The organism is Vibrio sp. M60_M70, assembly GCF_037162085.1.
GTDB classification, from domain to species: Bacteria; Pseudomonadota; Gammaproteobacteria; order Enterobacterales; family Vibrionaceae; genus Vibrio; species Vibrio diabolicus.
The window spans coordinates 1,752,432-1,772,360 of the sequence record NZ_JARLUL010000001.1; the positions used below are offsets into that span (position 1 = coordinate 1,752,432).

General features: G+C 42.6%; 19 protein-coding genes and 3 pseudogenes. 11 read left to right on the plus strand and 11 right to left on the minus strand.

Annotated elements, in window-relative coordinates; genetic code table 11:
• The first annotated feature begins 3 nt into the window (after positions 1-3).
• From P4S59_RS08120 to uspE, 5 genes and pseudogenes are all read left to right on the plus strand, one after another.
• Complete coding sequence (locus P4S59_RS08120) at positions 4-2,367, plus strand: heavy metal translocating P-type ATPase (protein ID WP_006742591.1); 2,364 nt, start codon at positions 4-6, stop codon at positions 2,365-2,367.
• Positions 2,368-2,382: 15 nt separating this feature from the next.
• Positions 2,383-2,547 carry a cbb3-type cytochrome oxidase assembly protein CcoS gene (gene ccoS, locus P4S59_RS08125; RefSeq protein ID WP_012841826.1) on the plus strand — a complete coding sequence of 55 codons (165 nt, stop codon included), beginning with the start codon at positions 2,383-2,385 and terminating at the stop codon, positions 2,545-2,547.
• Positions 2,548-2,555: 8 nt separating this feature from the next.
• On the plus strand, positions 2,556-3,233 hold the full coding sequence (locus P4S59_RS08130; protein ID WP_253643944.1) for a sulfite exporter TauE/SafE family protein: 678 nt from the start codon (positions 2,556-2,558) through the stop codon (positions 3,231-3,233).
• A 90-nt stretch (positions 3,234-3,323) separates the two neighbouring features.
• A pseudogene (locus P4S59_RS08135) lies at positions 3,324-4,069 on the plus strand (FNR family transcription factor).
• 180 nt (positions 4,070-4,249) lie between these two features.
• Positions 4,250-5,197 (plus strand): universal stress protein UspE, encoded by a 948-nt coding sequence (uspE, locus tag P4S59_RS08140; protein ID WP_053807422.1) that lies wholly within the window; start codon positions 4,250-4,252, stop codon positions 5,195-5,197.
• Positions 5,198-5,322: 125 nt separating this feature from the next.
• On the opposite strand, the gene ttcA is transcribed toward uspE, so the two are convergent.
• The 4 genes and pseudogenes from ttcA to P4S59_RS08160 form a co-directional block, all read right to left on the minus strand.
• Positions 5,323-6,216, minus strand: coding sequence for a tRNA 2-thiocytidine(32) synthetase TtcA (gene ttcA, locus P4S59_RS08145; protein WP_005377502.1), 894 nt, complete (start codon positions 6,214-6,216; stop codon positions 5,323-5,325).
• A gap of 199 nt (positions 6,217-6,415) precedes the next feature.
• Positions 6,416-7,078 carry a DUF2987 domain-containing protein gene (locus tag P4S59_RS08150; protein WP_074190133.1) on the minus strand — a complete coding sequence of 221 codons (663 nt, stop codon included), beginning with the start codon at positions 7,076-7,078 and terminating at the stop codon, positions 6,416-6,418.
• Positions 7,079-7,091: 13 nt separating this feature from the next.
• Complete coding sequence (locus P4S59_RS08155; RefSeq protein WP_337168215.1) at positions 7,092-7,928, minus strand: glucosaminidase domain-containing protein; 837 nt, start codon at positions 7,926-7,928, stop codon at positions 7,092-7,094.
• Positions 7,921-8,717, minus strand: a pseudogene (locus tag P4S59_RS08160) (hypothetical protein). The gene P4S59_RS08155 and the pseudogene P4S59_RS08160 overlap by 8 nt, the downstream one beginning before the upstream one ends.
• Positions 8,718-9,118: 401 nt before the next feature.
• On the opposite strand from P4S59_RS08160, the gene potA reads away from it, so the two are divergent.
• The 5 genes from potA to P4S59_RS08185 all read left to right on the plus strand — a co-directional run bounded on the left by potA (position 9,119) and on the right by P4S59_RS08185 (position 14,268).
• On the plus strand, positions 9,119-10,234 hold the full coding sequence (gene potA, locus P4S59_RS08165; protein WP_337168216.1) for a spermidine/putrescine ABC transporter ATP-binding protein PotA: 1,116 nt from the start codon (positions 9,119-9,121) through the stop codon (positions 10,232-10,234).
• Positions 10,215-11,075, plus strand: coding sequence for a spermidine/putrescine ABC transporter permease PotB (potB, locus tag P4S59_RS08170; protein WP_012841831.1), 861 nt, complete (start codon positions 10,215-10,217; stop codon positions 11,073-11,075). Before potA ends, potB begins: the two co-directional genes overlap by 20 nt.
• Positions 11,075-11,845, plus strand: coding sequence for a spermidine/putrescine ABC transporter permease PotC (potC, locus tag P4S59_RS08175; protein WP_005396472.1), 771 nt, complete (start codon positions 11,075-11,077; stop codon positions 11,843-11,845). Before potB ends, potC begins: the two co-directional genes overlap by 1 nt.
• A gap of 106 nt (positions 11,846-11,951) precedes the next feature.
• Positions 11,952-12,983, plus strand: coding sequence for an extracellular solute-binding protein (locus P4S59_RS08180; protein ID WP_031780553.1), 1,032 nt, complete (start codon positions 11,952-11,954; stop codon positions 12,981-12,983).
• A 247-nt stretch (positions 12,984-13,230) separates the two neighbouring features.
• Positions 13,231-14,268, plus strand: coding sequence for an extracellular solute-binding protein (locus tag P4S59_RS08185; protein ID WP_005396470.1), 1,038 nt, complete (start codon positions 13,231-13,233; stop codon positions 14,266-14,268).
• 90 nt (positions 14,269-14,358) lie between these two features.
• Here P4S59_RS08185 and cobB read toward each other — a convergent pair whose 3' ends face one another.
• Positions 14,359-15,090: a Sir2 family NAD+-dependent deacetylase gene (gene cobB, locus P4S59_RS08190; protein WP_053807417.1), complete on the minus strand. Its 732-nt coding sequence runs from the start codon at positions 15,088-15,090 to the stop codon at positions 14,359-14,361.
• 118 nt (positions 15,091-15,208) lie between these two features.
• Between cobB and P4S59_RS08195 the strand changes: the two genes are divergently transcribed.
• Positions 15,209-15,382: a hypothetical protein gene (locus P4S59_RS08195; RefSeq protein ID WP_012841833.1), complete on the plus strand. Its 174-nt coding sequence runs from the start codon at positions 15,209-15,211 to the stop codon at positions 15,380-15,382.
• Between the two features lie 32 nt (positions 15,383-15,414).
• On the opposite strand, the gene P4S59_RS08200 is transcribed toward P4S59_RS08195, so the two are convergent.
• The 6 genes and pseudogenes from P4S59_RS08200 to P4S59_RS08220 form a co-directional block, all read right to left on the minus strand.
• Positions 15,415-16,635 (minus strand): ammonium transporter, encoded by a 1,221-nt coding sequence (locus tag P4S59_RS08200; protein ID WP_337168217.1) that lies wholly within the window; start codon positions 16,633-16,635, stop codon positions 15,415-15,417.
• A 342-nt stretch (positions 16,636-16,977) separates the two neighbouring features.
• A pseudogene (locus tag P4S59_RS24415) lies at positions 16,978-17,088 on the minus strand (immunity 49 family protein); the annotation flags it as partial.
• A 9-nt stretch (positions 17,089-17,097) separates the two neighbouring features.
• Complete coding sequence (locus tag P4S59_RS08205) at positions 17,098-17,337, minus strand: ankyrin repeat domain-containing protein (RefSeq protein WP_337168641.1); 240 nt, start codon at positions 17,335-17,337, stop codon at positions 17,098-17,100.
• A 44-nt stretch (positions 17,338-17,381) separates the two neighbouring features.
• Positions 17,382-17,675: a hypothetical protein gene (locus P4S59_RS08210; protein WP_337168218.1), complete on the minus strand. Its 294-nt coding sequence runs from the start codon at positions 17,673-17,675 to the stop codon at positions 17,382-17,384.
• A 626-nt stretch (positions 17,676-18,301) separates the two neighbouring features.
• Positions 18,302-19,201 carry an immunity 49 family protein gene (locus tag P4S59_RS08215; protein WP_443089041.1) on the minus strand — a complete coding sequence of 300 codons (900 nt, stop codon included), beginning with the start codon at positions 19,199-19,201 and terminating at the stop codon, positions 18,302-18,304.
• 161 nt (positions 19,202-19,362) lie between these two features.
• Entirely contained in the window at positions 19,363-19,806 is a 444-nt protein-coding gene (locus tag P4S59_RS08220; RefSeq protein WP_046875291.1) for an SMI1/KNR4 family protein, read from the minus strand.
• Between the last annotated feature and the right edge of the window lie 123 nt (positions 19,807-19,929).

Here is a 19,929-nt window from a genome sequence, read left to right on the forward strand (position 1 = left end):
CATATGTGTGAATCCTGTTATCACTGTGGTGAAGATGTACCAGCCAACACGGATTTTAAAGTTGATATACTCGGTGAATCCCGAAAGATGTGTTGTCCTGGCTGCGAGACGGTTGCTCAAACCATCGTAGACAGCGGCTTAGTATCCTACTATCAATATAGAACTGCGCCTGCGGAAAAAGCAGATTTAGTACCAGAGCAACTCCAAGCTTTAATTCATTATGATAATGAAGATGTACAATCAGAATTTGTGCGAAATCGTGAAAATGTCTCTGAAGTAACTCTTTCTTTAGAAGGCGTTTCATGTGCAGCTTGTGCGTGGTTAATCGAAAAGCAAGTCTCTAATACGGCCGGGTTAGTGTCTATCCGCGTGAATACAACCACTAACCGCGCATTACTAGCCTGGGATAAGACTCAGGTGCGATTAAGTGAGCTCCTATCTGTCATTCATAAATTGGGTTATAAAGCCGCACCATTTGAAGCTGATAAGCAAGAAGCCTCTTATCATCGAATGATGAAGCAATACTTATACAGATTAGGTATTGCTGGTTTAGCTACCATGCAAGTTATGATGCTAGCCGTCGCATTGTATCTAGAAGTTTTTGGTGACCTAGAACCGGAGTTTAAAAATTACTTTCGTTGGGTAAGTCTGATCTTTGCTACGCCAGTCCTACTCTACTCTGCTCTTCCGTTTTACTTAAATGCGTGGCGAAGCATCAAAGGCCGAACCCTCGGTATGGATGTGCCTGTCTCGATTGCACTTATTTTTGCCTATGTAGCCAGCTTAATAGCAACCGTTACAGAACAGGGCGAAGTCTTCTTCGAATCGATTTCAATGTTCACTTTCTTCCTATTGGTTGGACGATTTTTAGAGATGCGAGCGCGTCGCAAAGCCGCAGCGGCGAGTGGTAACCTATTAAAGTTGATCCCAGCGATCGCCACGACGCTGGATGGCGAGCAAATACCAGTGAAAACTCTAAAAGTTGGTGATCGTATTCGCGTCCTTCCTGGTGAACATATCCCAGCTGACGGCAAAGTTATTTCGGGTCGTATTCATATTGATGAATCCATGCTAACGGGTGAATCCGTACATGTTGTGAAACGAGAAGGCGATGCGGTTTATGCAGGGACACTAAACGGTGATGAGTCATTTGAGCTAGAGGTCATGAGTTCCAAAGCCGACTCAATGATTTCCAATATCGTGCGTTTACAAGATGAAGCTCAACACTCCAAACCTAAAATCGCAGAAATTGCAGACGTTGTTGCTCGTTACTTTGTTGGAGCAATTCTTATTATTTCTGCTGGTACTTGGTTTTACTGGCATCAAACAAAACCAGATGATGCGTTTTGGATCATGCTATCCGTATTGGTAGCCACCTGTCCATGTGCCCTATCTCTTGCGACTCCAACTGCTCTAACTTGTGCTACCTCTCGTATGGGAAACTTTGGCATTTTGCTTCGTAAAGGTCATGTGTTCGAGACGCTATGTAAGATCAACCACTTAGTTGTAGATAAAACAGGTACTCTGACGAAAGGCGATATTGAGATCTGTGATACAAAAGTGTTGAGTGATCTTCCAAAAGAAGATTGTCTCTCTCTAGCCGCAGCATTAGAAGCTCATGCAAACCATCCTATCGCTCGCTCTTTTGCAAGTTACGCCAATGACGACTTTGTTGTGTATGAAGTGCAAAACGTGATTGGTTCAGGGATTGAGGGGATCTGGAATGGCAAAATCGTTAAGATAGGCAGTGCGGTTTTTGTTCAAGGCAAGGAAAGCGATGAAAGCCATGCGGTCTATCTTTCAGTTGATGGCGAGCATGTCGCTAGCTTTTACTACCGCGACCCTATCCGAAAAGAAAGCAAAGCCTTTGTTCAACGTTTTGCTGACGCAGGAATTAAGACAACGCTGCTAACAGGTGACTCTCTCTCAAACGCTCGACCTGTAGCGAATGAAATTGGTATCGATCACGTCGTTGCGTCAGCAAAACCAGAAGACAAACTCGCGTATCTTAAGAGTCTTGATGAAGACAGTATCACTATGATGGTTGGCGATGGCATAAACGACGCGCCTACTCTAGCAGGAGCGCATTTGTCCGTGGCTATGGGCGGTGGTACTGACGTTGCTAAGGCATCAGCCGACATGACGCTTCTTGGGGATAATCTCGAAAAGCTACTAGAGGCACGTTTGCTTGCACTGCGTACAAGAAAGATTATTCGAGAAAACTTGGCTTGGTCTTTGGGTTACAACCTGTTAATTTTGCCTTTAGCTGTCGCTGGTTTAGTGGCTCCCTACATTGCAGTAGTTGGCATGTCTGCAAGCTCAATTATCGTTGTATCTAACTCTTTGCGCCTGCTCAAAGAGAAATAAGTAGAGAAAGCAAACATGGAAAGTCTTTATATATTGATTCCCATCGCTATCGTTCTCGTTTGTGTTGCTGTTGCCGTTTTTCTTTGGGCAGTAAGAAGTGATCAGTTTGAAGATCTAGAACGACAAGGACATAACATTCTTCTTGATGAAGAAGACAAATCTAATAGTGATAAAAAATAGCAACCTTTATGACTCCTGACTTTATTGGTGCTTTGATGATCGGCCTCGTCGGGGCCGGTCATTGCATGGGAATGTGTGGTGGTATCGCGTCTCTGCTTACCATGGGCTCTTCTACAAGTAAAAGCTCACCCCTTATTCCACTTTTCTACAACTTAGGGCGACTGAGCAGCTATGCCGTAATCGGTGCATTAGTAGGCGGAGCAGTATCAGGTTTATCTGAGCTAAGTGGATTAACGCATTCTCTTGCTTGGTTAAGGCTGATTGCCGCACTGTTCATGATTCTGGTTGCGCTTTATATTGCTAGATGGTGGCAAGGTTTACTGTTAATAGAAAAGTTAGGACAGCACATTTGGCGCTTTATCTCACCTGCAGGTAAGCGTTTGTTGCCATTAAAGCACCCTCTTCATGCTTTACCATTTGGCTTCATTTGGGGCTGGTTACCATGCGGCTTGGTTTATTCTGCGCTAACTTGGTCGGCGGTTTCAGGCAGCGCAATAAACGGTGGTCTTATTATGCTCGCGTTTGGCCTCGGAACACTTCCGGCAATGCTGATTATTGGATATGGTGCCAACCATTTTCAGAAATTACAAAAATCGTTAATATTTAGAAATATTTCAGCATTAATCCTTATTGGATATGGTTCGTACACTGCTGTAGGAGCTTTAGAGTTACTCGGTTTCATATAACGTTAAACTCTATTGAGGTGACATTTTTGCTACCCTTTAGGATTAAGCGATGCTAAAATATTGATGTATATCAAATAGTGAAAGGTTGTTATGATTTCTGAAAAACCTGCAACAAAGCGTATCCAATCAGGCGGTTGCGCCATTCATTGCCAAGATTGTAGCATTAGTCAGCTGTGTATCCCGTTCACTCTGAATGAGGCAGAACTTGATCAGCTTGACCAAATCATCGAACGTAAGAAGCCTATCCAAAAAGGACAAGAGCTTTTTAAGGCTGGTGACGAGCTAAAATCTCTGTACGCTATCCGCTCTGGTACCATCAAGAGCTATACGATCACAGAGCAAGGTGATGAGCAAATCACAGCGTTTCACTTGGCCGGAGACCTAGTTGGTTTCGATGCCATTACAGGTGACTCCACCCTAGCTTTGCTCAAGCGCTTGAAACGTCGATGGTATGTGAAATCCCATACGAAATTTTAGACGACCTATCAGGTAAAATGCCTAAGCTTCGCCAGCAAATTATGCGTTTGATGAGTAACGAAATTAAAGGTGATCAGGAAATGATTTTGCTTCTTTCTAAAAAGAATGCAGAAGAACGTCTAGCGGCTTTCCTATACAACCTATCAACTCGTTTTTCTCAACGTGGCTTCAGCCCTAGAGAGTTTCGTTTAACGATGACTCGTGGTGATATTGGTAACTATCTTGGTCTTACAGTGGAAACAATCAGTCGCTTGTTGGGTCGTTTCCAGAAATCCGAGATCCTAAGTGTAAAAGGTAAATATATCACTATCTTAGACCACGATGCATTGATGGAACTTGCTGGTGTAACTAAAGAATAATACACCCCAATTATTGATGTAGCTCGAAAATGAGCTACATCATATTTCTCATAAATTCCTTTCGAAAGTCCTCAAAAAGTTACCCAAACTAAGCTACAGTAAAAATGTACGGTAAGTACTCCAAAATACTGATTTAATTTATATTCAGTATCTGGTTTTGCAATAGAAGTGGGCTTAGTTATGAGTATATACAGTAAGATCCTTGTTGTAGCTGACATCAATAATGATGAGCAGCCCGCACTTGCAAGAGCTGTTCAATTAGCTCAAAAAAGTGTATCTAGAAGCCGAATCACTTTCTTTTTATCCATTTACGATTTCTCTTATGACATGACGTCAATGCTATCAGTGGATGAAAGAGACGCTATGCGTCGAGGTGTTATCCATCAACGTGAGCAGTGGATGCGTAAAATTGCTCAACCTTATCTAAACGATGGCTTCGACTTTGATGTATGTGTCGTCTGGCACAACCGTCCTTACGAAGCAATTATCGCTGAGGTCTATGCAGGCAGCCATGACCTAGTCATTAAAGGCACACGTAAGCACGACGTGTTAGAATCTGTAATTTTCACTCCGACCGATTGGCACTTGCTACGTAAATGCCCTATCCCAGTACTTCTGATTAAAAATGCAGATTGGCCAGAACAAGCAAGCATTCTTGCCTCGGTGCACGTAGGCTCTGAAAATCCAACTCATATTGATCTCAACGATGCTATGGTCGAGCGACTAAAAGAAGTCACCACTCGACTGGATGCCAAACCATACCTTGTCAATGCGTATCCTGTTACACCGGCGAACATTACCATTGAACTTCCTGAGTTTGATCCAACGACTTATACCGATGCCGTTCGAGGTCATCACTTAACTGCGATGAAAGCATTACGCCAAAAACACGGCCTTGATGAAGAGCAAACGATTGTTGAGCAAGGCTTACCTGAAGATGTCATTCCAGCAGCAGCAGAGCGCTTGAATGCTGCAATGGTTATTTTAGGCACCACAGGGCGAACCGGGCTTTCTGCTGTCTTTATTGGTAATACAGCTGAGCACGTGATCGATAAAATAAATTGCGATGTATTGGCTCTAAAACCAAAAGGCTACATTAGTCCTCTTGATCCAAACACAGCAACCTAATCTCTCTTTATGAGCGCTTTCAAACAGACGCTAATAGATCCCCCTAATAAAGGGGGATTTTTGTTTGGGGACAGTGAAAGCGTTGAATACAAAAAAGGAGGTCTAATTGACCTCCTTTTTACGAGTTAGATGTTCGTAACATCGATGAACATTGATTCATCAATATTCGTCGAAGAAACGACAGCCTCATTAAATTCATACTCTTCGCGGTTACCTTCACGATCTAGCGGTAAGTTAACAAAGTCGAACAATTCGCGGTCTGCTAGTTGGCTTGGGCTTACGTTTTGAATTGATTTAAAAATCGCTTCCACACGCCCTGGCGTCTTCTTATCCCATTCAATCAACATTGCTTTTATAGATTGACGCTGAAGGTTCTCTTGAGAACCACAAAGGTTACACGGAATAATTGGGAAATCCTTGTGTTCAGCGTATTTGATCAGATCTTTTTCACGACAGTAAGTCAATGGACGAATGACCACGTTACGACCATCATCAGAGCGCAGCTTTGGTGGCATCGCTTTAAGGCGAGAGCCGTGGAACATATTCAAGAACATTGTTTCGACGATGTCATCCATGTGATGACCTAGCGCAAGCTTAGTTGCACCAATCTTCTCTGCAAATGAATACAACGTACCACGTCGTAGGCGTGAACACAGACCACAAGTGGTTTTGCCTTCTGGCACCTTCTCTTTTACGACTGAATACGTGTCCTTATCTACGATGTAGTAAGGAATATTCAGTGTTTCGAAATACTCAGGCAGAATATGCTCAGGGAAGCCCGGTTGTTTTTGGTCTAAGTTTACCGCAACCACTTCAAATTTGATTGGCGCAGCTTTCTGAAGATTCAACAGGATATCAAGCATCGCGAATGAATCTTTACCACCGCTAATACATGCCATCACAACATCGCCTTCTTCAATCATGTTGTAATCAGTAATGGCATTTCCAACATGTCTTCTCAGGCGTTTCTGAAGCTTGTTGAATTCTAGGGTTTCTTTTCTTGTATCTATTTGGTTCATTGCGGGCTCTCACATCGCCGATAAATCGACTAGGACTTCCTAACATGGGTTTCTTTGGGGCGTGGATTATACGAGCTTTTTACGCAGGATTAAATGCTTGTCTTATTGAGTCTTTAAGAAAAGAGTGTGAAAGATACTTTAGTTACGGTCACAAATGAAAAAAGAGCCGCAATTGCAGCCCTTTCTAAACTCTCAGTGTTCACTTCTTTGCGTTAGGCAGATAAGGTAGCACTCGCATCGTCGGTTCTGGTAGTGTCATTGTGCCACCTTGCCCTATTTCACTTAGTGCGACTTGTATCTTGCCATTGACAATTGGCTTTTCGGTTCCGTTTGAGAAAATCACTTTATCATTCAGTTGATTTGCAAACTCCATCGTCACACCTTGAACTTCAGGTGTAAACCAACCCGCAAACATACCGCCTAAATCTTCCAGCATCGTCTGCATTTGAGGTAGAAGAGGCTTAAGTTGCTCGTAAGAAACGTTACCCTGTAATGGTTCTTTGGCCATCACGACAAGTGAGTAATCGCAGCGAGTATCTTTTGGAGTATCGACAAAAACCAACGGATTCGCTGACTTTAAGTTTTTATCGACTGGCAGAGGCAACTCTTGTGAAGCAGGGATAACAAACTCTTCATAGTGCTCTTCTTTTTCCATCCAAGCTTTTTCTATTGTACAAATTTGCTTAGTTTTCGCATCCACAAAGAAGACACCAACTTTCACGTCGTCATGCCCTTCTTTATTGTTGTTTTTGAGTTGGGTGTATAACTTCGAGTACGTGAACATGTACTCTTGAGCTTGGGTTATTGGCGATACAAGAATTAGCGCCGCACTTCCCAATAGACTTAGGCTTAACTTTTTCATTTTATCCGTTATTTTATTGTGTCCAGTAGGCGTTATTATGACGAATCATAGCGCGAAGATCGTGTACATAAGCAATGCCACGTTCAGAATATGCTAGCAATCCATGAGTTAACTCTGACGCCGTTGCGACCGATAACAGGTGTTTGTTCTTTTCGGCTAGAGAAGCTCTGATTTCACGCAGTTCAGCATACGCTGGGTTTCGATTAACATTCATAAAGTAGCCATGAACCGACTGCTGTACAGAATCGAATTTTTCAACTTCATGAGCTTTGCCTGCGCCACGTTGCGCAGGAACAATTCCACAACCCTTTTTATAACACCATTGGCCGAACAAGTTGTTCGCTTGAGTGGCAAAACGAGAAGTGCCCCACGCAGATTCATTTGCTGCTTGAGTTAGAACCAGCGCTTCTGGTAAGACATTCACTCGCACAAGCATTTCACCCAACCACGCGTGATCGACTTTGTTGTCGCTCAAAGGCAAAGAATACAGAGCCGCTAGTCGCTGAGCGTACTCTTCTTGCTCTTGAGTGATTTGTCCCACCTTTAAAGAAGTAAGAAACGCTCGTTCATGACGAATTCGTTGATTCTCAAGTGCTATTTTAGGCCTTAAGAAATCAAAAAACGCCGCTTTTTTCTCTTTGGTGTCTTTTATTGCGTTGAAGTCAGGGATATCACCAATGTGTGGCAAATGAGACAAATCGACATGCTTAATTGTCCCGGACAGCACATCAGGATTCTCAACATATTTAAACTGTTGCTCGTAGTGTAAATACGGTCCAATGGAAATGAAAGTGGCGGCTATACAGGTAGCCGCCACTCGTAAACTTATTGATTTTAAAGAATTAGGCATCAAACACCTGTGAGTTACCATCGTGATCATTGTCGTTTTTCTGTGTTGCAACGATCTTGAGCTTAATTCCAAACATTTCGCGGTAGAGTATGCCTTTCAAATGGAAGAAGAATGGCAACACAAAAATCAAGCCAATACCGTAGAACATCGCTGCGACAATAAACATCAACATCACGCCTAAGTAAAGCCCTGCGACGACAAAAATCTTCTTGTTAATAGCGCGAAGTGATAACAATAGCGCCTGCATTGGTGGCACTCTTTTTTCACAAATCAACAAGATAGAGTGACTAAACGCTAAAGAAAGATACAGGGACAGTAGAGGGAAGATCATACCAACTACGCCTTGCAGCATTAGGCTCATCAGCGTTGCTAGGATCACGGGAATAGTAAACTGCAGCCCTTTACCTACATGGCGCAATTTAGTCTTTAAGCCCGCGATATGGCTCATGGCCATCAAGCTGATCCCTGCATAAATTGGGGCGCTGATCACCTCATAACTAAAGTTCGCGACATAAATAGAAGACACAATATCGTTAGTGAATGATTCTGGATTCTCAAATGCATCAAGAATAACGGTCAGATCACCCAACTGCAGTTGTAATGCGATATAGAAAATACCTAACTGGACAAAAAGCAATACAATAATAGCAGGAGAAAAGGATAAAAAGTGCTGGATGGTTGCTCGCCAAGCTTCATTGAAAACAGCCCCAGCTTTAAGCTCGTAGTTGCCAGACAAAGCTCGCTCTACACTCCCCCAAGATTGAAATCTTTCTCAAAATCGTCGTTCATAGTTTATCCAAGATTAACTTGTAAAATTTTCACTGGAATTCCAGTCAATTAATGTGGCCATTATTATAAAGAAATCTTTCCACATCTAACATCACAACTCACGTACTATCCTTGCAATCTCAACTGTATGGTTGATAATTAACCACTCACAAGGTTATGAAATTGAAAACAATTATTGTACAGAGCTTAGTGCTATCAAACTGTGTTTAAATGCCAATTAATCTTATAAAAACAGTATGGTAAGGAATGATGACTTTTGCCTGCAAAATTTTTTCTGTTTCAAGATAAGAAAATGCTTTAATTTCACAATTTTGGTGATTATGATGCGCGCCTCAAAAGTGAATGGCTAGTGTCACATCAGCTGGGATTATCCCAGCTTGAACGTGGGGGAAATACAGACGTTGAACGCAAAACCGCAAGCAGGAAAGCCAGTTATTCGTTTATCTGGTATTAGTAAAAGTTTCGATGGTAAGGAAATCATCGGTAATTTAAATCTGGATGTTAATCATGGTGAGTTTCTGACGATTCTTGGGCCTTCTGGTTGTGGTAAAACGACAGTTTTACGAATGATCGCTGGTTTTGAAGCGGCGGATAACGGTCAAATCATTTTGGATGACCAAGATGTAACACAGGTTCCTGCTGAGCAGAGACACGTCAACACGGTATTTCAAAGTTACGCACTGTTTCCACACATGACCGTATATGAGAATGTCGCTTTTGGTCTTCGTATGCAAAAAACGCCTGCAGCAGAGATTGAACCAAGAGTAATGGAAGCATTACGTATGGTTCGTCTAGAAAAAATGGCACAGCGTAAACCGCACCAACTTTCTGGTGGCCAGCAACAGCGTATCGCAATTGCTCGTGCAGTTGTTAATAAACCAAAAGTACTTCTGCTCGATGAATCGCTATCGGCGCTGGACTACAAGTTGCGTAAACAAATGCAGATCGAGTTGAAGCAGCTTCAGCGTCAACTTGGTATTACCTTTATCTTTGTAACACACGACCAGGAAGAAGCCCTATCGATGTCAGACCGCATTATCGTGATGCGTGATGGCGTTATCGAACAAGATGGCTCTCCGCGTGAGATTTACGAAGAGCCTAAGAACCTGTTTGTTGCTCGCTTTATTGGTGAGATCAACGTATTCAATGCAACCATGCTAGAGCGCATCGATGACAAACGCATCCGCGCAGAAATTGAAGGTGTTGAATCCGTCGTTTACTACGATAAGGAAGCACAGAAAGGCGAAAAACTACAAGTACTACTTCGCCCTGAAGACTTACGTATCGAAGAAATCAAAGAGTCTGAAGAAAAAGGCATTGTTGGTCACGTAACTGAGCGTACTTATAAAGGTATGACGTTAGATTCTGTTATCCAATTGGATTCAGGTATGCGTGTAATGGTAAGCGAATTCTTTAACGAAGATGATCCTGATGTGGACCACTCACTTGGCCAGAAAGTCGCTATCACTTGGGTTGAGAGCTGGGAGGTAGTACTCAATGATAAGCAAGAAGATTAATCTTCAGAACGCGATCATTGCCTTAATCGTAGGCTGGCTAACACTGTTTGTGTTGGTACCAAACGTGATGATTATTGGTACCAGTTTCTTAACGCGTGATGAAGCAAACTTAATCGAAATGACATTCACTTTCGACAACTACTTGCGTCTGCTGGACCCACTGTATGCGAAAGTGCTGATGCACTCGTTCTACATGGCAATTGTGGCAACGTTGTTGTGTTTAGTCATTGGATACCCGTTTGCTTATATCGTAGCGAAAATGCCTGAAAAATGGCGTCCGTTTATGCTGTTTTTGGTGATCGTACCGTTTTGGACGAACTCTTTGATTCGAACTTACGGACTGAAGATTGTTCTCGGTACACAGGGCATTTTGAACAAGTCGCTGATGGCAATGGAAATCATCGACAAGCCGTTGCGTATTATGTATACCGAAACGGCTGTAATGATTGGTCTTGTATACATCCTACTTCCTTTCATGATTCTGCCGCTTTACTCGGCAATCGAGAAGTTGGACAACACTTACATCGAGGCAGCAAAAGACCTCGGTGCGAACAAGCTCCAAACCATTACTAAAGTAATTCTACCTCTGACAATGCCTGGCATTATCGGTGGCTGTTTGTTGGTTCTACTGCCTGCGCTGGGTATGTTCTACATCTCAGATCTTCTAGGCGGTGCGAAGAACCTACTGATTGGTAACGTAATTAAGAGCCAAGTATTGAACGCTCGTGATTGGCCATTTGGTGCTGCGACCAGTATCGCCCTCACCTTCGCAATGGCGGTAATGCTTTACGCTTACTACCGAGCAGGCAAATTATTGAATAAGAAAGTGGAGCTAGACTAATGGGACGCACAGTTAGATTTAGCTTTATGGCGTTGGTTTATGCATTTTTGTATCTGCCAATCGTTGTACTAATCGTAAACTCATTTAACGCCAATAAATTTGGTATGAAATGGGGTGGTTTCACCACGAAATGGTATGAAACCCTAGTCAACAACGACAGCCTAATGCAGGCTGCATGGCACTCATTGAACGTGGCGGTATTTTCTGCAACAGCGGCTACTATTATTGGTAGCTTAACTGCTGTTGCCCTGTTCCGTTACTCGTTCAAAGGCAAAGGTGCTGTAAACGGCATGCTGTTTGTCGTAATGATGTCTCCAGATATTGTCATGGCGATTTCATTACTTGCTCTGTTCCTAGTATTAGGCGCACAGCTGGGCTTCTTTACTCTATTGATTGCCCACATCACCTTCTGTTTGCCATTTGTGGTGGTAACCGTATACAGCCGCTTAAATGGCTTCGATGTGAAGATGTTGGAAGCAGCAAAAGATCTTGGCGCAAGTGAATGGGTTATCTTAAAGCAGATCATCCTTCCTCTTGCAAAACCAGCAGTTGCGGCAGGCTGGCTGCTTAGCTTTACCCTGTCTCTGGACGACGTAATTATCAGTTCGTTCGTAACAGGTCCAACGTATGAAATCCTACCATTGAAAATTTACTCGATGGTTAAGGTGGGTATTTCACCGGAAGTGAATGCTCTTGCAACGGTCATGTTGGTGGTTTCTTTAATTCTTGTCGTAATTTCTCAGTTGCTCGCAAGAGAAAAAGTAAAGTAAAATCCACATCCGTTAACATCACGAAACAGAATGGTTACATGCCATTCTGTTTTTCTATCTACCGTCCAAAATGATTTGGACAACGTTTGGTTTGGAGCTAACGTCAATGAAAAAATGGGCTACTCTATTAGCTGGTAGTGCATGTGCGCTTTCTCTGTTCTCAGGTTCAGCGGCAGCGGACGATAAAGAATTGGTATTTATGAACTGGGGGCCTTACATCAACAGTAATATCCTAGAGCAATTTACCAAAGAAACTGGTATCAAAGTGATCTACTCGACTTACGAGTCGAACGAAACTTTGTACGCAAAGCTAAAAACTCATAATCAAGGTTATGATCTAGTGGTACCTTCAACGTACTTTGTAGCAAAAATGCGCGATGAAGGTATGCTACAAAAGATCGATAAGACTAAGCTGAAAAACTTCGGCAACCTAGATAAGAACTATCTAGACAAGCCTTACGATCCAAATAACGACTACTCTATTCCACACGTTGTTGCGATTACAGGTCTAGCGGTTAACGCAGACATGTACGATCCAAACGACTTCCAAAGCTGGGCAGATCTATGGAAGCCTGATCTTGAAGGTCAAGTAATGCTGATGGACGACACTCGTGAAGTCTTCCATATCGCTCTGCGTAAACTTGGCTATTCAGGTAACTCAAAAGACCCTAAACAAATCGATGAAGCGTACGCTGAGCTACAAAAGTTGATGCCAAACGTTCTAGTTTTCAACTCTGACAACCCAGGCGCACCTTACATGTCTGGTGAAGTGGGCGTTGGTATGCTTTGGAACGGCAGCGCTGCAGCTGCTCAAAATGAAGGCCTAAATCTTAAACTCGTATTTCCTAAAGAAGGCGGTATCGGTTGGGTTGATAACTTCGCTATCTCTTCCGGTGCGAAGAACGTAGAAGCAGCTCACAAGATGATCGACTTCCTACTACGTCCAGAAATCGCAGAGCAAATCTCTCGTGATACTGGTTACTTAACAGCGGTAGAGGAATCGAACGCTAAGTTTAAAGATGTTGCACCGCTATTTCCTTCTCAAGAAGATCTTGATCGAGTGGAATGGCAAGATGCGGTTGGTGATCTAACCGTTAAGTACGAAGATTACTTCTTAAAGCTGAAAGCGGGACAGTAATCGAGCTTGTGTAACAAGTCATCGACTAAAAGAAAATAGGCAGTAATACGCTGCCTATTTTTGTAATTGACTGATATAATTATGCGTTGCTAGGTTTATCTGGCTCGATGTCTAGTTTTATCTTCTCACAAAGCGGAGATACAGCCCTCGAGCTAAATAAACAGATTTGTGCTTACTGCGATTTGGATCAACTTGATAACTCCAGCTAGTATTGACTTGTCCAATCGCGAAACAAAACGGAAAACAAATGAAAAGTAAATTCTACGCAAGCGCTCTATGTGCAGCGACGCTCATCGCTACCCCTGCAATGGCTGCTGATCAAGAACTGTATTTCTACAACTGGTCGGAATACATTCCAAACGAAGTTCTTGAAGACTTTACAAAAGAAACTGGAATCAAAGTTATTTACTCTACATATGAATCTAACGAGAGTATGTACGCAAAACTTAAAACCCAAGGTTCTGGTTACGACTTGGTAGTACCGTCTACCTATTTCGTCTCTAAAATGCGTAAAGAAAGCATGCTGCAACAGATCGACAAAGAGAAATTGTCTCATTTTGCCGATCTTGATACTAACTTCCTTAACAAGCCGTTCGATCCGAACAACAACTACTCTATCCCTTACATTTGGGGTGCGACAGGTATTGGTATCAATGCTGACATGCTAGACAAATCATCTGTTACTAAGTGGGATGATTTTTGGGATAGCAAGTGGGAAGGTCAACTAATGTTGATGGATGATTCTCGCGAAGTATTCCACATTGCATTGACTAAGCTTGGTTACTCACCAAACACGACTAACCCAGAAGAAATCAAAGCCGCTTACGAAGAACTGAAAAAGCTAATGCCAAACGTATTAGTATTTAACTCAGACTTTCCTGCAAACCCTTACCTAGCGGGTGAAGTTTCACTTGGTATGCTTTGGAATGGTTCTGCTTACATGGCTCGTCAAGAAGGCGCGAACATCGACATCATCTGGCCAGAAAAAGGAACGATCTTCTGGATGGACAGCCTGGCAATTCCAGCTGGCGCGAAGAACGTTGATGCGGCTCATAAGATGATTGACTTCTTACTGCGCCCAGAAAACGCAGCTAAGATCGCACTAGAGATTGGTTACCCTACTCCAGTGAAAACGGCACACGAACTGCTACCGAAAGAATTTGCTAACGATCCAAGCATCTTCCCACCACAAGAAGTGATGGACAGCGGTACTTGGCAAGATGAAGTTGGCGAAGCGAGCGTAATGTACGATGAGTACTTCCAAAAGCTAAAAGTGAACAACTAATTCGTTAGTTTTAAAGATATGAAAAAGCGGCTCATGAGCCGCTTTTTTTGTTCTTAATGACAAGACAAAAGCTCTCCTCTGTGAGAATTATTACGCTCTTTCTTTTCCTTCTAGAGCCAGTATCTCGTCAACTAATTTTGGAACCTCGACGCTTGCTTTTCCGTAGCGTTTTTCCTCAAATTCACTTTCTACCGCACTAGGCTCGAGGTTAATTTCGATGGTGTGCGCGCCATGCATTTTTGCATCATGAACAAAACCCGCTGCGGGATATACGACGCCAGAAGTTCCGATAGAAATAAATAAATCTGCCTCTTCTAAAGCCGCGTAGATATCCCCCATTCGCAGTGGCATTTCACCAAACCAAACAATATGTGGTCGCATTTGTGAAGGGATCTGACAGCAGTGACAAAGCTCACCAGTCTTAATGTCCTCACTATGTTCTATAACTTGGTTTGATTCACTGCATCTCGCTTTTAAAAGCTCACCGTGCATATGAATGACGTTATGGCTGCCGCCTCTTTCGTGAAGGTTGTCTATATTTTGAGTGATGACCGTCACTTTACCTTCTAACTCAGCCTCTAGACGACCCAATGCTTCATGCGCGGCATTAGGCTGTATAGCATTGTCTTGAAGTTTCTTGCGGCGTTGGTTGTAAAAGTCTTGAACAAGGTCCGGATCGCGAGCAAACCCTTCAGGTGTTGCTACATCTTCAATACGGTGATTCTCCCAAAGGCCATCTTGCGCACGAAATGTTTGAATACCAGATTCGGCCGAGATACCCGCACCAGTAAGTACTACAATATTTCTATAAGGGAAATTCATAACTCATCCTTGCTGTTTTTTCATTAGCTTAACACTGAAAGAATAGCAACAGTAGTAATATGGATTAGACCATGGTCGTAATGGTCAGTATTAGAATTACAATTTAAGAGGAACAGCAATGAGACAAGTATCTCTAGCGCTTATATTACTTACGACTTTAGCAGGTTGCCAACTAACCAATGTTGAAGGCGAAGTGGACGACGTAAAAGTAAGAGTCAGCACCAATGACGATAACCATCGTGGTAATGGAGATTTCTGTCCCCCTGGCCAAGCAAAAAAAGGCAATTGCTAAAAGAGCGGCTTTACGCCGCTCCCATATTGACCTCAATCCTCGTTGGTAGAAGATATTTTATGAATGGCTAGGTCAGCGCCATTGAATTCGTCTTCTTCCGAAAGCCTTAGTCCCATACTGGCATTGATCGCGCCGTAGACTGCAAGCGCTCCAATCACTGCGATAGAAATGCCCAAAAGCGTTCCTAGAAGCTGAACGAGAAAGCTCACGCCACCTAGCCCACCTAACGCGCTTTGACCAAAGATCCCTGCTGCAATCCCACCCCAAGCACCACATAAACCGTGTAAAGGCCAGACACCTAGCACATCATCAATCTTGGTTTTGTTTTGTAGGTAGGTAAAAAGATAAACAAATAGAACGCCAGCAATCGCACCTGTCACTAAAGCACCGATAGGATGCATTAAGTCTGAGCCCGCACATACAGCAACCAAGCCAGCGAGTGGGCCGTTATGAATAAAGCCGGGGTCATTCTTACCAGCCAACAATGACGCGACAATGCCTCCGACCATTGCCATCAATGAGTTTATAGCCACCAAGCCACTTATGCCTGACACGGTTTGAGCTGACATGACGTTGAAGCCAAACCACCCCACACATAAGATCCAAGCTCCCAAAGCCAAAAACGGAATATTCGAAGGTGCAAAGTTGGTATGCTTTCCTGCTCGAACTCTGCCTTTTCTCATGCCCAAAAACACAACGGCAACCAACGCTATCCAGCCGCCAACACCATGTACAACGACTGAACCTGCGAAGTCGTGAAAGCCATAACCAAAGGTATTTTCAAACCAAGCTTGAACACCAAAGTTTCCGTTCCAGATCATTCCCTCAAATAGTGGGTACACAATACCGACAGTGAAAAATGTTGCGATTAGAATCGGATAAAAACGAGCTCGCTCTGCGATACCACCTGAAACAATAGCAGGAATCGCTGCAGCGAAGGTCAGCAAGAAAAAGAACTTCACCAACTCGTAACCATTGCCTTGAGATAACGTCTCTGCATCAGCAAAGAAGGTGCCGCCATAAGCGACCCAGTATCCAATGAAAAAATACGCAATGGCGGAAATACCGAAATCGGCCAAGATTTTAACTAAAGCATTAACTTGGTTCTTTTGACGCACGGTTCCTACTTCAAGAAAAGCAAAACCAGCATGCATCAAAAAAACCATGATTGCGCCAAGTAGTAAGAAAAGTGTGTCGGAACTTTGCGTGAGAGTTTGTACAGCGCCGTGTACCTGATTGGCAGTTACACTCATTATGATTGTCTCCGTTGATCTGTAGCGCACTTATCCTGTGCATCAAAGTTAGGCTCATCACCAATTTGGTGAACTTAATTTATAGAGCGTCTAACAGAGCAATTCTCATTCCATAATTTACATTTCTAACACTTACACTTTAATTTATTGTTTTGTATGAACTTTAATAAAATTAGGCATTCTTGAAATGGTGCTTAACACGCTAATAAATGCACCAATGTGGTTTTAATGCACCAACATAATGCGCACCATATAGCTCAACAAGCAGCAAACTCCCCACCATAAACATAAAAGCCACCTCATGAGAGGTGGCTTATATACTGAATTGCTAACTAAAGGAGTTTATCGAGTGATCTTCCCTGCTTTTACTTCTTCTAGCCAACGCCCCTCGACGAGATAAGGAGGAAGCCAACCAGTTTCAACAGATAAACGGTTACCTTTGTCGTACCATATTAACTTCTACTAAGCGTGCCTATTGTGCTCTTTAATCATTTCTGCGATTTCCTTGCGTCCCCACTCATAAGCAAACGCTATAGCGTCCATGTCTTTCATAGAGTTACCAGTATATTTAACCGTTGTATCTATACCAGCTTTTAGTAATAACTCCACAATATTTTTATGACCTGCATGGATCGCAGCAAACAATGGGTTGCGGTCTGGTTCAGATATATCCATCACTGCACTTCTTTCTAGAAAATAGATAAGTAAGTCTAAATTACCTTCATATGCAGCTGTATTTAAGGGAGTTACACCTGAAGGCCCCCCTTGATATTTACATCAATACCTAGATTCACCAGAAGCTCTACAATTTTATCTTGCCCTTGCTCCGTTGCAATATGCAACCAAGAACCCAGAGGCGTAATTAGATGAAGTAATTTGTCATCTCCTGAGAGAATTTTTTCAACCTCACTCACGTCACCGGATCTAATCGCGGCCATTACATCTTTTGCGCTGTATTCACAGGCCATCTTTATCTCCTCAGCTGCGGTTTTAACCAGTAATTTTAAAGCATTAACTATATCACCGCGTTTACCCAACATTTATCTGTCACTTTAAGAATATCAACAACCTGCCGCAACGCATAAATATCATACTGACCTTCAATCCGATTTGGAGCCCACACTAAGTTCTCGTGGTCAAATATTGGATCAATGCCATATTTCCTCAAAAGAATTTGGCCCTCAGTAACGAGAGCTTGTTGCTCAGCCCCAAGCCCTTCTTAAAGAGTATGTGGATCCGGCATGTCTTTAGGACGAGGCCCCACGACAGACCTTAAATATGCTCCAAAATCAAAGGTTTCATCAGAGTTCTTCGTCTCCAATAACAATCCTTGTAAAATTCGCAAACTGTCACTTTGCTCCAAAGATGTTTTCGTCCTTGATTTTCTGCGATAGCGTGTGCGTTAACAAAATCCTCTATCTTGAAGACATAATGGACTTAGGCCTACTATCCTCTGAACAATTGATATAGCGATAAAAATAATTTTGTTCTTCTCGCAATCAATATGGTTTAAATCGTGCACATATCGAATATGATTTTTAACTTTGGGTTGCAGATAATGCCACCAATGATAGGTCGTTCAACAAACAACAACCTCCCCACCTTAAACGTAAAAGCCACCTCAAGATAGAGATGGCTTATATGCTGAATTGCTAACTAAAGGAGTTTATCGAGAGATCTTCCCGGCTTTTACATCTCCTAACCAACGTCCTTCGACGAGATAGGGAGGAAGCCAACCAGTTTCAATAGATAAACGGTTGCCTTTGTCGTACGACATACATGCCATGCCAAGCAGAGGGAAATTAATGAACGTGCGGATCCCTATTCTATCTGGTCCTAATTCTCTAAGATGATATTTCTCTTGGAACTGTAGGTTTTTAACGAGCACTTCCTCAAAATCATAACCAATGTCGGTGGTAAGCGCTGCGAAGGTTTCTAGGATCCCCATCGCAATTTCCAACGCCCAATTATCCCCTTGAGCTACCGCTGCGTCCATTGCTGCAACCAGCTTATCAGGATAATCTGATGTGCAGTTATGGAACGACTGAATGACATCTACTAACATGTAAGACAGCTCACCCGCTTTGGTAGAGCTCTGTCTCATCAAAGAAATCGAAAAGTTCGCTAACACATCCATGCTAGCTTTGTCACGAACGATGACAGAGGTAAAATACGCATCTAGCCACATTGAGGGGCAAATGAAGCCTGTTTTTAAAATACCTTCGCCTTTCCATGTCACTTCTGGATAATCAGGTAATTTAATGCTTTGAGGCTCGCTTGGTTTGATGGCCAGTTGATGGTAAAAAGCACGCATCAATGATGATTCATATAGACATAGCGTGCCGATTCTCTCATCATCGTCTAATGGAGGTAACCATGTATACAGACGGAGCTGATAAGAAATACCATCGCTCAAGTAAACCAAGTTTTCTCTTTTTATAGATATGCGCCTTTTCCTTTTGTCTAAATTCTCTTTTATTTCTTCTCGATAAGCTTCTATTTCAAAATCACTTAGTTCAACATGAGCTACTCGTTCAACCTTTTTTACCTTTGAGTTATCAACCACTTCTGAACTCTCCTATATCTATATCAAACTCTTTTGCTTTGAACTTGGAAACCTTACCGCTAGAGGATATTTCTGCTTGTGTATGTAAAATTTCAGTTGGTGCCTCGTAAATCATATCAAAGTCGCCTGGCTTCGAAATTGAGACTCTTTGTAACAACAAATCAAAGGCTGAGCATATATTCCAAAAATGCCTCAAATGTTGTCCATGATTGGGCTTCTTTACCAAACAATTCATCTATGAAAAGGGCTACTTGCCCCGATCTTTCTGATTCATTTGAAAATAAAAAGTAGTAGCCACCTCCGGCATAGCGCTCTAATACGCAACCGCTTTGTGGTATTTTCTCAAAATCACTCGGTATCTCATCCTCGCGAAGTTCAAGAGTGCGCTCAACTGCAAGATAGTCCTCATCTTCAGAGTATCCATAAATCGTATGACCAAACCACTCAACGTAACCATATTTTCTTAGAAAAACTTTATATGGCTCCGGAAAGGATAATCCTAGCTGATTTTCCATTTCATGAATTGATACGTCATTCAACTCTCCAAAGCACTCAAACCCTTCTTTTTCGGTGAATTGATCGAGCATTACGTCTAAGTTTCTCATATTTAAAACTCTATTTTTGATATATGTTTTTGCCTTCATCGTACCAGTGCAATCGCTTATTGTACTTCTGATGAGGCTTGGAATTCATTACCCTGAAGTTATTGAACGAGTTATCCCCTCTCC